Here is a 13,834-nt window from a genome sequence, read left to right on the forward strand (position 1 = left end):
TAGGAGCTGCGGTAATACACAAAACTGACTGTCGCTAGTGCAGGATGCGACAGCGCTTTTGTGCGAATTTGCGCAGCTCACGAGGTAAGGGTTGTTCTGCTGTGGTCCTCTGTTGTAATCGCCACTCTTGGCATAGAGCAATATAGTTTCCCGCTGTAACCTGATTTCTCAATGCCTGCCAGGGGTCTTCCTGTGTTTCAGACTCTATTTGAGGAGGCTGCCACCGGGCGATTTCCAATTCGGGTTGAGGACTTTCGTTGTCTGGGGTCATCCTTGGGGTCAGGGCTCCCAGGTGCTGTGCTGGATGCACCAACATTAAGATGGCAGCGATGGTGGCGCAGCCGAGTGAGGCTCTGGACAGTATTCGGCCGATATCTTTTTTCGGCTGTAGCCTTTTTGCTTGCTGTAACACCTGGGTATCCAGTTGCTGCGGGGAGGTAAAAGCTGACACCTCTTCGCGATATTGGTGCTCCCAATTGCTCATGCTTCTACCTCGATCACTCTTCTATAACCTCCACTTGCCAGGGTTTTGGTTGTACTCCGTACACCAGCGTTTCAATTTGCTCCTTTGCCCGATGATAGTATTCCCGACACTTTTTCAGGGATATCTGCTCAATATCTGCGACAGTGGCGAGGGAAAGCTTGCACTCCATATGGAGAAGCAAAATGTTGCGCTGCAAGGAGGGAAGTTTCTGGATAGCTACGAGCACGGCACTTTTTCGGTAATCGACTGCAGTAGACTTGTGCTCGTTCAATGCTTGTTGTTCACGCAGAGCTTTGTTGATTTGAATAAATAACCAGTTGCGAAAAAGCCTGCCATGTAACTGTGGCGGGTTTTCCAATATTTTTTGCCAGAGCTCTTGTAATATTTTTGCGGAAGAGGCTGGCGCCATTTGTATTGAATAGCGATACAAGGCGTCTTTGTGGCGCGTATAAAGTTGGTGAAATACGACAGTTTTACGCGTTTCCTTGTAGTGATCGAGGAGCGCTTCGTCTGTCAGGTGTTGAAATGCTTTGCGGGACAAGTTGTCGCGCCTCCGTACGCGGATAATCCGAGCTCTGGTGGCTTCTGGAGCCTGGGTTTATACGGCGTTGATAATGGAAATTGTAGTATGTTTAAGCGTCTTACATATTTTCTCAGGCACCGGTGGACTCTGGTTTTTTAGAGGTTGGCTAAGAGTCTTTGGGCTTGCGAAGTATAGATGTCCGTTTCTTACCCGGTTTTACATCGGGTAACGGCCAACGCCAGTTTTTGACGAGCGGTTGATTGTCGCTTTAAGCCTTTTTTAAAGGGGAGATGGCGCAAAAAGAAATATTATGTCTGGTGGAAAAATTATCGAAGTAGTAATTCTGGTAGTGGCAGAGGCAGCTGCTCAGGACCTTTGCCTGCGCGTAAGTCGGTCAGCCTGAGCCCGACACCTAGGAGACGAATAGGGTTCGGCCGTTTTTCCCAGCACTCTTGTAGCAGCTGCCGAAACTCAGAGATTCTTCCCGCGCGGCTACTGCGCTCATGGGTACTCTGGGTAAAGTCCGCGTATTTTACTTTTACGGTGGCGCCATTAACTTCGTAGCGATCGCCGAGCTTTTCCACCCGTTCCAATAGGCGCATATAAAGTGCGCTTAATTGCTCCAGCCATTCCTCAAATTCACACAGGTCTTCACTGAAGGTGCGTTCTACACTGACGCTCTTACGTGCACCGTCACCACTAACCGGGCGCTCGTCGATACCACGGCTCAGTTCATAAAGGCGGCGGCCAAATTTACCAAAAAGTTTACTTAACTCGATTTGAGAATAACGTCTCAGATCCGCGCAGGTATGAATGCCTTGGCGATGCATTTTTTCAGCGGTTACCCGGCCGACACCATGGATTTTGCCAACCGGCAGGCGCACAACAAATTGATCTACTTCGTCGGGGGTAATAACTGTGAGGCCGTCGGGCTTACGCCAGTCACTGGCAATCTTGGCCAGGAACTTGTTTGGCGCCACCCCAGCGGAGATGGTGATACCCAGGTTGTCTTTTACCCTCTGGCGGATTTCTTCAGCAATGAGAGTGGCGCTGCCCTGGCAGCGAGCACTATTCGTGACATCCAGGAAGGCCTCATCAAGGGATAAGGGTTCAATATCATCGCAGTAGTCGAGGAATATCTCGCGGATCTGCCCGCTAACCTCCCGGTATTTAGCCATGTTACCGGGTACTACAATCAAGTCAGGGCAGAGTTTCTTGGCCTGGGCGGTAGGCATAGCGGAGCGCACCCCATAGCTGCGCGCTTCGTAGTTGCAGGTGGAAATAACCCCACGGCGGTCACTGCTACCTCCTACAGCCAGTGGTCGCCCACGCAGGTTGGGATCGTCTCGCATTTCAACCGACGCGTAAAAACAATCACAGTCGCAATGGATAATCTTTCGCATGCTGTGATTATATACAGTCTTTTAGGGCGCCAGGAAGTCAATTGTGTCGCTGGGGCCGGAGCCAGTTAATAACAGCCAGGTTAACAGGTAGGTGAACGATGAGCAGCATCCCTTTGGTGGAGAGCCCGGATGGTGACGAGGAGGTCAGGGTTTTTGCAGAGATTCAGGATCAGCTGGGCGGCATACCGAGCCTGTTTCGCGTTTATGCACACCACGAGGGGTTGCTTAAAGCCAATTGGGACAAGTTTAAGGCGGTCATGCTGCACGGTTGCCTGTCTGCCCAGCTGAAAGAAGCTATCGGGCTTGCTGTTTCCGCGGACAATCATTGTGACTATGGCATCTATCATCACAGTACATCTTTGCAAATGCTGGGAGTGGATGCTGCGGAGATTATGCGCATCCGTACCGACCCCAAAAACGTGCATTTTTCAGAAAAAGAACATGCTCTGTTCGATCTGGCCCGCAATGCCAACAGTGCCCCTGATGATCATCGCCGGCACTTGATCGCTGAAGCGCGAAAGCTAGGGGCCAGGGATGATGAGCTGCTTGAAGCATTGGGAGTGATGGAACTGGTTTCGGGCTTTAACCACCTGGCAGAAGTACTAAGTCTGGTCCCGACTCGCACACCACACCAAAAGTAACCCCGGCACATACCGGGGTTACTGGCTGAATCCCTGAGCTACTTGTCAGGCAATACTATTTGGGCGGCCTGGATTTACCGAATATCAGTGCCAGTACGAACAGCACAATAAAGATAAAGAAGAGAATTTTAGCGATTTCCGTCGCCGTGGTGGCAATACCACTGAAGCCAAAGAAGGCGGCGATCAAGGCAATTACCAGAAAGAGTATGGCCCAGCGCAACATGGCGATAGCTCCCAATGTGAGTACGGGAGTGGGCCGCAGAGTTCAATACCCGGCTCCCATTGGCCTTATTGATAATGTCGTCTGCTGTCTCTTACAAGTTTTCGATTTTCTCGCTCTCTGCTATTTGGGCGAGAGTAACAAAACGAAATCCTTGCTGGTGGAGTTGAGTGCTGATCAGCGGGAGGGCCTCAATAATCTGCTCACTGTGTTCATACATGGGATGAAACATCACCACACTGCCATCGGTAGCGTTTTCTGCCACATAGTCGGCAATTGACTCAGGTTCACTCATGTCGACATGAAGGCGGGGCTCAAGATCCCATTCAGCCAGCTGGAACTCCTGTTCTTCCAGTAAATCACTGAGCTCAACGGATATATTGCCAAATGGCGGCATAATCATTGGGCGTTCCTGGTAGCCATGGCTTTGGAGTAATTTACAGGTTTTTTTGATTTCCTCCTTAGCACTGCTTAGGGGTAGTTCAGCCAGGTTGATGTGGGAGTAACCGTGATTTCCCAGCTGGTGACCGGCATTAATAATGGCGCGAGTTTGTTCGGGAAACTGTTCCATTTGCATGCCGACAGGAAAAAAGGTGGCTTTGATTTGGAGTGCATCGAGTTGCTGTAATAGGGACTCTGTTACCCCGGGTACGGGGCCCTCGCCAAAGGCCAGGGCAATCTGTTTTTCCTTCCCAGTATTAGCCAAAGTGGCTAGAGAAAAGCTTAAATAAATAATTGAAATCGCAGTTATAATTATTCTCATTTAGCTATCCTGCTTTATTAAAGCTCAAAAATGAAAAAAGCCGTCAGTGACGGCTTTTTTGTAGGCTGTTATCGCTCGAGAAGCTCGAGCTTACCCTTCTTACCATCCCATTCCTCGGCATCTGGTAATGGGTCTTTTTTCTCAGTGATATTGGGCCAGACTTCAGCGAGCTCAGCGTTCAGCTCAATATATTCCTGCTGGTCATCAGGAACTTCATCCTCCGAGAAAATCGCATTGGCGGGACACTCCGGTTCACACAGGGCGCAGTCAATACACTCGTCGGGGTGAATAACCAGGAAGTTGGGGCCTTCGTAAAAACAGTCTACCGGGCAAACCTCTACACAGTCAGTGTATTTGCACTTAATGCAGTTTTCCCCAATTACGAATGTCATGTTTGTCCCTCGATAGTGCCACTGAATTCTTCGTGCAGCGGATTTTATCAATTACTGGCGCGAATTGTAGTGGCTTTTCAGTCGATTTAGTTCACTGTTTATAACAAGTTGCGTTGGACGACAGCTGTCGCCCAAGTCTTCACTTCAATAGCTTGCGCAAAGAGTAGAGTGCTTCCAATGCCTGACGTGGCGTCATATCGTCCGGGTCCAGCCCTTCCAGGGCATCTACCGCCGGGTGGCTGGGGCTGCCGAACAGGTCAACCTGCTGGGGAGAGCCGGGTGCCGTAGCCGCTGGAGCTACCGCTGTTTCCGGTTCCTGCCTGGGGGCCGGCGCGGGTTTGGAGAGAGGAGCCGGAACATCTACTGATTGGACGCCGGCCTCCAATGCTGCAAGGCGGGCGCGGGCTTCGGTAAGCACATCTGCAGGAATACCCGCCAGCTTGGCGACCTGCAATCCATAACTTTTAGACGCGGGCCCTTCCTGAATGCGGTGCAGGAAGACGATACCTTCACCGTGCTCAGTGGCATCCAAATGGATATTGGCTGCTTCTGCACATTGGCTGGGTAGATCGGTCAGTTCGAAGTAGTGAGTGGCAAAAAGGGTAAAGGCGCGTACTTCCCCTGCCAGATAGTGAGCACAGGCCCAGGCCAGGGAGAGGCCATCGTAAGTACTGGTGCCGCGGCCAATCTCATCCATCAGCACCAGGCTGTGCTCGCTGGCATTACGCAGGATATTAGCTGTCTCGGTCATCTCTACCATAAAGGTAGAGCGGCCACCGGCCAGGTCATCGGCGCTGCCGATACGGGTGAAGATACGATCCAGTAGACCGATCTGGGCGCTGTCTGCGGGAACATAGCTGCCGCAGTGGGCCAGCAATGCAATCAGCGCAGTTTGGCGCATATAGGTAGATTTACCACCCATGTTTGGACCGGTAATGACCAGCATGCGTCGGTCGTCGCGAAGCTCGATATCGTTGGCTACGAAGGGTTCGTCTAAAACTTGCTCGACTACCGGGTGGCGCCCGCCGGTAATATGCAGACCCGGCTCGGTACCCAGTTCGGGGCGGCAGAGGCGCAAGTCGTCCGCTCGCTCGGCCAAACAGGCCAATACATCCAGTTCAGAAATACCGGCCGCAGCGGCTTGCAGCTCTGCCAGGGACTCATTTAGCTGATTGATCAGTTCCTCATAAAGTGCTTTCTCCCGAGCCAATGCGCGGCTCTTGGCGGAGAGTGCCTTGTCCTCGAACTCCTTTAATTCCGGAGTAATAAAGCGCTCGGCATTTTTCAGGGTCTGGCGGCGGATATATTCGGCTGGCGCTTTGTCACTCTGGCCCCGGCTGATCTCGATAAAGTAGCCATGCACCCGGTTGTAACCCACTTTTAAGGTTGGGATGCCTGTGCGCTCTTTCTCTCGCTGCTCCAGCTGAACCAGATAATCCCCGGCGTTCTCGCTGATAGCCCGCAGCTCATCTAAATCTTCGTCATAGCCGGTGGCGATAACCCCGCCATCGCGTATTACGACAGGCGGGTTTTCGATAATGGCCTTTTGCAGAAGCGCCACGGTCTCTGGCCATTCACCGACCTGGCTGCATAACTCTCTGAGCAGCGTGGCATCTGAATCTTCTAATTGCCCCTGAATTTCGGGGAACTGTGCCAGGGATTGGCCAAGGCGTGCCAAGTCGCGGGGGCGTGCAGAGCGCAATGCCAAGCGGCCCAGGATACGCTCCATGTCCCCAACAGGTTTCAGGGCATCACGCAGTGGTTCAAAACCATAATCAGCAATCAGGGCCGCAATAGCATCCTGGCGGTTGCGCAGTGTAGTGAGCTGGCGCAGAGGGTTATTTAACCAACGGCGTAGTAAACGGCTACCCATTGCGGTTTTGCAGCTATCAAAAACTGACAGCAGGGTATTGTCATCGCCGCCGTTGAGGTTTAGGTCGATTTCCAGGTTGCGGCGGCTGGCACCGTCCAAGGCAACTGTTTCATCGCCGCTTTCGGTGAGCAGGCCACGAATATGGGGAAGTTCGGTACGCTGGGTATCCCGCGCATATTGCAGTAGGCAACCAGCGGCGACTACCGCACCGTGCATATGGCTGCAGCCGAAGGCTTCCAGATTCATGGTGCCAAATTGCTGATTCAGCAGGCGCAGGGCAGTTTCCAATTCGAATTCCCAGGGGGCGCGGCGGCGCAAACCGGTGCGGCGCTCAATCTCCGCCGGCAAAGTGAGATCTTCTGGAGCTAGAAGTTCTGCGGGATTATGCCGTTGAACCTGTTCAGCAAGAGCCTCAAGGGTATCGGTCTCTTGCACCACAAAGCGGCCAGTGGCCAAGTCTAATAGTGCCAGGCCAAAACCATCACCTAAGTGAGAGATGGCAGCCAACAGGTTATCGCGACGGTCATTGAGGAGAGCTTCATCAGTGACGGTACCAGGGGTGACAATCCTTACTACTTGCCGCTCAACGGGTCCCTTGCTGGTGGCTGGATCGCCAATCTGCTCACAAATCGCTACAGATACACCAGCCTTGATCAAACGCGCTAAATATCCTTCTGCGGCATGGTAAGGAATGCCTGCCATGGGGATTGGCTCACCGCCTGATTTGCCTCGTGCTGTAAGGGTGACATCTAACAGTTCTGCAGCCTTCTTGGCATCATCAAAGAACAGCTCGTAAAAGTCCCCCATACGGTAGAACACCAGCTCCTGGGGGTGCTGGGCTTTGATGCGCATGTATTGCTGCATCATGGGAGTGTGTTCGGGCTTCGCGGCTTTGGTTTTGCTTGCGGTTTTTGGCATTTTTCTCTAAGAAAATCAGTAAATTACAAAAGTGTTCGCAAACCCCGAGAGCCCCGCAAGAGATACGGCTAGCTCATACTGGGGTAGGGGGCAGGTTTGTTCCAGGGCATAAAAAGCAGAAGCGTTCGATCAAAAATTGAACGGAAAGCCCAAACCTGATGTTCCTGAAGCGCGCAATCTTGGCAGGTCTGGACAGGAAGCCCAGCCCAGAGTTCGAAGGGCTTCTTTTATAGGGGGCGCAGAATAGCAGAGTGAGGGGCAAACCACTATGGATAGCTGATCAACCGCAAGAGGAATGGTTTGTAGCAAACGAATGTATTAAAGAGCAAAGCTTTGATAGGGAAATACGGTGTTTTGATTTTGAGGTAAAACCTCTCACCTTACCTTGCTCTTAAGAGTGTGATGTTACTTATAGGAGGGCCTGGCAGTTAAGAAGATGTAAGGCTAGGTATCTATGTAACTCCTGATTCTTCATAGTGGTGCACAAAGAAAATTATTGGTAGCGCACTTTCCACTAGGACGCATGTACGTAATCAAGTTAGGAAAATACAGTGCTGATAGCTAAATCCCACTTCGTATATCAAAGTTCAAGAGAAGCTTCTCCTACTTCATGAGGAAATTTTCGAACTTGTTGATATTTAAGGGAACTGAAAAATGATACAGAGCAGAGAAAGCTTGGAAGTATAAAGGCGCTGCTATATGTCTACCTGTTTGATTTCGTGACACTTGATGTAGCTTTTTGATTTTGTTGGCTTTTTAAGCGGACTTTGATTTAAGACGGTAGAATTATATAGAGGCTGCTTTTGAATTGGCTGCTATGTCTCTCAGAGGTTAAGAACTAAAGAGTGGAATAACTGAGAACAAAGAGCATCATTATTGCATGACTAGAATACTACTTCCGAAAGTAATATTTAGTGATGCAATTGAAAATTTTGTGGCGGCTATAGATAGGAATGGTTGAAGTGTGTTTTCTAATGCTTGGGATAGTTTTGTAGAAAAATTTCCGGAAGATGAAATTATATCAAGAAAAAAATCGATGTTTTCGTTGATGAGATTGAAAAAAGGGTGGAGCTAACAACAATTAATCTACCTATGCCTACTCAGAGAAACGAAACCTATTACCAGGCCTGGTAAAGCCAAAGGGTAGTGAGATTTATAGATGTTTCAGTTTGGAATATTTCGTTAACCCAATGAATGGTGAGGTCGGCACAATGCTTACGGAACGATCGAAAGATAGCAGAGCAAATCATGGACCAGGACCCGCTTCTGATAAGGAGTTATTTGTCAATGCTATTTCTGATCTGGTGGTAAGTAAAAAGTCCCCAGTTAGTTTTATCAATGACTTGTTTAAGGCATAACAAGGTGATGAATTTCGTTCCAGCCCTACGGACTTCCACCGGACACACCACGCTTCGCATGCTGTTCCGATTATCGCGGAGTTAACTGCCAAAGCCGGGAAGAAATATTGGTAGTATTAATGTTCATGTTGTAGCTTCTATTATTTTTAATAGGCTACGGAAGTCTCATTCCTACGATTCTAGGATCGGAGGAGGGAAAAGAGCGATTTCCCAAAATCAAGAAGACCCTAGATAGCTTTGACTATAATGCATACAAAATTGTATGGTTTATTATGACAGTGGCACTCCCAGTGGTTTATTTAGGGTTCACTGTCGGCTATTTTCAAAGCTGTATGAAAGAAAAGAATATTAGAGTTTTTGGCTATGTGATCGGCGTTCTGAATGTGGCACTGTTATGGGCTGTTGGGTACTACATCCTGCATCATAGTTAACAACGCCAGGCAATAAAGCTCCTGGCTTTCGGCCCTCCGTGGCGTAGCTTACCTTGTGCATATTTTGCATGGGTTGCTACGCTCCCTTTTTGCGCAAAAAGTGCACAAGATAAGCTGCCCCTGCCGGTGGCGTTATGTGTAACTCGAGGTAAGAATGAGTAAGAAGGGCAGGCGCATCTATGTTGCGGTATATTTTATTCTGGGAACAGTTGGTATCCATTTTCTAGACGAAATATATGCTTCCATAATGATGGAATAATTGGCTAGGAATCCGTCTCCAGATTTGTATGCAAATAATCGCGGGTTCCAATACGTAGCATTCTGGGTTACATGGGGCATAGCTTTATCATTCGCCCTAGTACAATCAACAATAATACTCATTAAAGTGCTGAGCAGGGAGCATGCCAAAAACACATAACAAAGCGCTGTTGTCGCCGTGCTTCACGTGGCTGGGGCAGCCTACACTGCATTCCGACTACTCAAAATCTGGTCATTATACATTATGAATAAGACAATTTTCTCTGCAGTACTTTTTTCCATATTTAGTGCAACAAATTTAGTATTCGCTTGCGCCAAGGAAAGTCCATCTATGGAGGACCTATATTCTAAGGAAGGTGTGGAGATATTTGGGCCGTTACTAGTTTCTGAAATTAAGACGCATATAAATAAAAGGAGAAAAGAATTAGGTCTTGATCCTATTTCAGAATCCAAACTTCTTGTAGACGTCAAGGAAAAGCTGACGTTTGGCGATAAAATCTATTTCTTTAAAGAGTCACTCCGTGGCTATTATATGGATGGCTATATTTTAGAGAGAGATGGTTGTGCAATTGAGTTTTTACCGGGTTCGGTAAGCTAGAGATGTATAACAAGCGTAAGCAGTTTGCTATGGCGTTGCGGGCCTTAGCGGGACGCACAGCGCTGTGCATATTTTGTGTAGGTCGGTACACTCCCAATTTTGCACAGCATTGATTACCCCTATTGCGGGCATTAGCTTCTTCTGGGGATTTTATGAATAATATAGATCTAAAAGGAATTTTCTTGGGCGGTTTTCTTGGCCTGCTTGGTGTTGTCGTTATAGCTGTAATCTCAGTGTTTATTAAAATTTTACTATTTGGTTCCCAGCCATATGACGCTCCATATATCACTGAAGAGCTGATTATTTTATTTTTTGCATGTATCTCTAGCTACTTCTGGTCGGGCTTTATAATCTCTAAAATATCCAGAAAAGGTAAATTGCTTAACCCTCTTATCGTCTCTTCAATAATATTAGTGTTAGCGTTTTTCCCAGCACGTGAGGTGCCGGTATGGTATATTTTATTGTCTGGCTTTCTAGCGCCACCATTTTTCTACTACGGTGCTAGATGCCACCTTAAAAGGCTAATCAGACTTTCAAGCAAGGGTGCCGTAAAGGGCACCGCTTAGCTTGGCGTTATACGACCCAAAAGATTTGACTCTTCGTGAGAATCAACCAATGAGAAATCTGGCCATACTGATATTTCAAACGCTTGACGGCGTAATGCAGGCACCGAGCATACCCGAGGAAGACTTTTCAGGCGGTTTCAGTCATGGAGGCTGGGCCAAGGATTATTGGGATGAAGTCATGGAGCAGGTTGGAAAGGAGGCAATGGCGGAACCGTATGATCTGCTATTAGGACGCAATACCTACAATTTGTTTGCCTCGAATTTTGCAAATGTTGAACCAGGTAATCCAGCTGCGGAAAAACTTAATCAGGCAAAAAAATACGTCGTGACATCAAGGACTGATGATCTTACATGGAATAATTCAATTAAGCTAAGGGGCTCGGATGCGGCCGAAGAGGTTGCCAAAATTAAAGAAATGGAAGGACCACTACTACAGGTTCACGGAAGTTGGCAGTTGGTGCAGTCACTTCTCAAGCATAATCTGGTAGATGAGCTGAGACTTTGGACGTTCCCAGTAGTTGTTGGAGAAGGGAAACGCTTATTTGAAAACGGTGACATTTCGTCAAAATACAAACTCATCAAATTTGCGACCTGTCCTTCAGGTGCTTTTATGCACTTCTATCAATCACTAGATGGCGGTGCTGTATAATAAGTGCATGCAAGCGGACACATTACTTACATGGCCGTTGATGCGAGATGTTAACTGTATAAATATAATCAACCACATCTATACCAAAATACTGGTTCCACTATGTGCAAATGGGTAACTATTAACAGTAAACTATTTTTATCAAGCGGAGATCGTTAATAATTGGTAAAACGCCGAGAAACTTATTGCGGTAGAATAGGGTATGCCAGTATTCTTCTTACTTTAGCCTATGTGCAGTGCCTTGTTTCGTCACAGAGGAAAGAGGTTAAGCGAGTTTCCCCCTAACCTAAAGTAACTGGATGAATTGAGTAAATTTCGTCAATAGCTAAATTCACCTGAAGCTATCGAACAAATTTATATGGGATTTATATACCCTATCCCCATAGCTGTGTTTTTTTATTTTATAAATGGCTTCGTAAGTTGAGCCATCCATTGAAAAAAAACAGCAGTACCTACACTCAGTGAAAGCGTTAGTCCAGACGGACTATACGTCGCTTCGCTTTGTTTTGATCGTCGATGTACCGGGCGTAATGCTTTCAGGTAGGTGAAAAGATTGTTTAATTTTTTGCGAAAAGATCCGTGGTTAAATAGGCTTCTTTCTTATGGTGTATCAAAAGTAAGAGATGCTGCTTTTGAGATAAAAGCATCTTGAGATTTGTCAAGGATAATGGCCTTGTCGCCATATTTGAACGATTTTAGGAGGCATGCGTCAATAGTCGAGCTGGTGGTGCTTTTATATCGAATGAGCATCATCTATTATTCGCCATAAAAAATAGAGTTCGTTTCAGCGGATCAGGGGTGTATTTGTCAGTTTTATCCAGCCGATTAGCTGTTCCAGCCAGAAAAAGATTCTGAAAATATTTCTATCGAAAGTTCTGAAGTTCGAAAGATCTATAAGAAAAGCATTACTGTGTTCAGTGCAGTAGCTGTTCTCAGCGCTACGTTGTCAGAGAGATCCAAGGGTATCACTATCTGTGGTATGAGTGGAAAAGAGTATAATAAAGCAATCTGTCCAGACTGCTGGTTTTGGCAGCAAGGTCTTGCCAAGCGCTGCTTGACTGGCCGATAATTGCCGTGGTAGTAGTGCATATCAGGAATGTTATGAATGAATTGGAAATACCTCCTGCAGCGGTTCAGGATGAAAATTCGGTTGAATTAATTCGAGCTTTTGTCGCCAATGGCGCTCAATGGACTTCTATCAATCCACATCTTTTCCGTAACCATGAATTTCAAGAGGAAAAGGCCTGGGGGATATTCTTGGCAGATACTATAAAACACCTTGCAAGCGCAATCTCAGAAAGCAAAAACGTTGATGGCTATGATGTTATAGTTGATATAGTTGAAGCTCTTAACAATGAACTGGATTTATCTACTTCTGATGTTCGGGGTGGTTATCTTAAGGAATAGATGAAAAATCATGGAGTGATCTTTAAACGTAGCTAACAAGGGCCAGCAGCGGATTGTGATCTTGCCCCGTTTTATAGGAGAAAGATCACATATTTCCGCTGGACTTCAATAAAGCTGCTAGTGCGGATGTTAATAGTAAAGAGGAATCAATGGAAATTTTAGGTCGTTCTCCCATTGAAAGGGTAAAATTAGTTACTCTTGATAGCCCTAGATCAGTTTCTATTAAAGCTTTGCTTTTTAGCTTTGATGGTAGAATCGCAAGAAGGCAATTTTTGCTGGCTTTTTTACCAATCTCTCTAATGCCGATATTGTTGGTCGATGTAAGCATAAATGCTGCTTTGAGCTTATTTGTCGTTCTTCTTTGGCCACTATTGGCTGTTACGGCCAAAAGGTATCACGATATTGGCAAGAGAGGCTGGTGGGGATTAATTCAATTTTGGCCTGTAATCGGCTGGATTTGGATATTGTTGGAGTGTGGAACCACAATCGGTGATTTTAAAGATAATAAATACGGGAAATCAATTTACCGAAAGTAAGTGCCGCATGCTAAGTTTACTGCCAGTCAGTTACATTTCGACGGTTTTGTGCTGCGTGACACACGAGTACTCAACAGATCCAATTCTTCCGGGGTTTTATTCGTGAATCATGAGTTTTTAGCTAAAAATATACGGCGTTTAAAACGGAAAAATTTATTCTGGTTGAGTTCTTAATTCTGAGGATAGCAAGCCTTTTGGGTTTTCAGGCCTTTATGGAGACGATCTTTATTTCGGAGTGGATTCCCAGATGCTTAACACTTGGCTTTTTTGCCCCTCTAGGGCTTGCACTATTAAATAGTGTCATGACCTCCTCAATGCTAGGCTAAATGGCCTTGCAAGGAAGTATGGGTTCACTACGGGCGCTTTCTGTTGAGAGAATCCGCTCCTCAGAAATTTTTTTTGCCGGCTTTTCGCTTCTTTTGAATCCGCATAAAAATTTCTTCGCGGTGTACGGCCAAAGACTTGGGGGCAGGTATTCCTTTCTTTACTTGATTACCCTTAACCTCCAATACTGTAACAGTGACACTTGTCCCAATCCGTAGGTTTTCGCTTGTCCGGCGCTTTAAGATCAGCATATTCATTTCCTAATGATACTCAATTCATGAGGGGCATTCTTTGGTGAGAAAGTTTAGAAAGTAGTACATGAAGGAAATAAGAGGTGGTGCAGGAGAACGATAGGCGTAAAAGAAGAAAAGACGGATGCAACACTCCCAGAGCTTAGGGCGTCGCTCCAAGCTGCTGAATGTACTCGACTTTATTGAAGACGAGTGGGTTTCTAGCGTATTATCCATATAACCATCTTGATACTTGTTCT

At 47.0% G+C, this 13,834-nt stretch carries 14 protein-coding genes; 6 read left to right on the forward strand and 8 right to left on the reverse strand.

Annotation, left to right across the window (positions count from 1 at the left end; genetic code table 11):
• Window positions 1–34 precede the first annotated feature (34 nt).
• The 3 genes from ACJJIP_RS04850 to dinB all read right to left on the reverse strand — a co-directional run bounded on the left by ACJJIP_RS04850 (window position 35) and on the right by dinB (window position 2,410).
• Window positions 35–484, reverse strand: a complete 450-nt coding sequence (locus tag ACJJIP_RS04850) for a hypothetical protein (RefSeq protein WP_444946331.1) — start codon at window positions 482–484, stop codon at window positions 35–37.
• 13 nt (window positions 485–497) lie between these two features.
• A complete protein-coding gene (locus ACJJIP_RS04855; protein WP_020411364.1) occupies window positions 498–1,025 on the reverse strand; it encodes an RNA polymerase sigma factor in 528 nt (175 codons plus the stop codon).
• A gap of 308 nt (window positions 1,026–1,333) precedes the next feature.
• Entirely contained in the window at window positions 1,334–2,410 is a 1,077-nt protein-coding gene (dinB, locus tag ACJJIP_RS04860) for a DNA polymerase IV (RefSeq protein WP_026304883.1), read from the reverse strand.
• A 98-nt stretch (window positions 2,411–2,508) separates the two neighbouring features.
• On the opposite strand from dinB, the gene ACJJIP_RS04865 reads away from it, so the two are divergent.
• Entirely contained in the window at window positions 2,509–3,051 is a 543-nt protein-coding gene (locus ACJJIP_RS04865; protein ID WP_444946332.1) for a carboxymuconolactone decarboxylase family protein, read from the forward strand.
• 55 nt (window positions 3,052–3,106) lie between these two features.
• Here the strand turns inward: ACJJIP_RS04865 and ACJJIP_RS04870 are convergent, their stop codons facing one another.
• From ACJJIP_RS04870 to mutS, 4 genes are all read right to left on the reverse strand, one after another.
• A complete protein-coding gene (locus ACJJIP_RS04870) occupies window positions 3,107–3,274 on the reverse strand; it encodes a DUF1328 domain-containing protein (RefSeq protein ID WP_020411361.1) in 168 nt (55 codons plus the stop codon).
• Window positions 3,275–3,365: 91 nt separating this feature from the next.
• The gene (locus ACJJIP_RS04875; protein ID WP_444946333.1) at window positions 3,366–4,034 is read right to left on the reverse strand and encodes a polysaccharide deacetylase family protein; all 669 of its coding nucleotides are present in this window, start codon (window positions 4,032–4,034) and stop codon (window positions 3,366–3,368) included.
• Window positions 4,035–4,102: 68 nt separating this feature from the next.
• Entirely contained in the window at window positions 4,103–4,426 is a 324-nt protein-coding gene (gene fdxA, locus ACJJIP_RS04880; RefSeq protein ID WP_020411359.1) for a ferredoxin FdxA, read from the reverse strand.
• A gap of 139 nt (window positions 4,427–4,565) precedes the next feature.
• The gene (mutS, locus tag ACJJIP_RS04885) at window positions 4,566–7,217 is read right to left on the reverse strand and encodes a DNA mismatch repair protein MutS (RefSeq protein ID WP_444946334.1); all 2,652 of its coding nucleotides are present in this window, start codon (window positions 7,215–7,217) and stop codon (window positions 4,566–4,568) included.
• A gap of 2,291 nt (window positions 7,218–9,508) precedes the next feature.
• On the opposite strand from mutS, the gene ACJJIP_RS04890 reads away from it, so the two are divergent.
• The 5 genes from ACJJIP_RS04890 to ACJJIP_RS04910 all read left to right on the forward strand — a co-directional run bounded on the left by ACJJIP_RS04890 (window position 9,509) and on the right by ACJJIP_RS04910 (window position 13,020).
• A complete protein-coding gene (locus ACJJIP_RS04890) occupies window positions 9,509–9,862 on the forward strand; it encodes a hypothetical protein (RefSeq protein ID WP_444946335.1) in 354 nt (117 codons plus the stop codon).
• 152 nt (window positions 9,863–10,014) lie between these two features.
• Window positions 10,015–10,428 carry a hypothetical protein gene (locus tag ACJJIP_RS04895; protein ID WP_444946336.1) on the forward strand — a complete coding sequence of 138 codons (414 nt, stop codon included), beginning with the start codon at window positions 10,015–10,017 and terminating at the stop codon, window positions 10,426–10,428.
• A 49-nt stretch (window positions 10,429–10,477) separates the two neighbouring features.
• On the forward strand, window positions 10,478–11,077 hold the full coding sequence (locus ACJJIP_RS04900; protein WP_353376120.1) for a dihydrofolate reductase family protein: 600 nt from the start codon (window positions 10,478–10,480) through the stop codon (window positions 11,075–11,077).
• Window positions 11,078–12,178: 1,101 nt separating this feature from the next.
• On the forward strand, window positions 12,179–12,484 hold the full coding sequence (locus tag ACJJIP_RS04905) for a DUF5076 domain-containing protein (RefSeq protein WP_353376121.1): 306 nt from the start codon (window positions 12,179–12,181) through the stop codon (window positions 12,482–12,484).
• Window positions 12,485–12,633: 149 nt separating this feature from the next.
• Window positions 12,634–13,020, forward strand: coding sequence for a DUF805 domain-containing protein (locus ACJJIP_RS04910; protein WP_444946337.1), 387 nt, complete (start codon window positions 12,634–12,636; stop codon window positions 13,018–13,020).
• 386 nt (window positions 13,021–13,406) lie between these two features.
• Here ACJJIP_RS04910 and csrA read toward each other — a convergent pair whose 3' ends face one another.
• On the reverse strand, window positions 13,407–13,595 hold the full coding sequence (csrA, locus tag ACJJIP_RS04915; RefSeq protein ID WP_444946338.1) for a carbon storage regulator CsrA: 189 nt from the start codon (window positions 13,593–13,595) through the stop codon (window positions 13,407–13,409).
• Window positions 13,596–13,834: the final 239 nt, after the last annotated feature.

It is taken from the genome of Microbulbifer variabilis, from assembly GCF_052467165.1.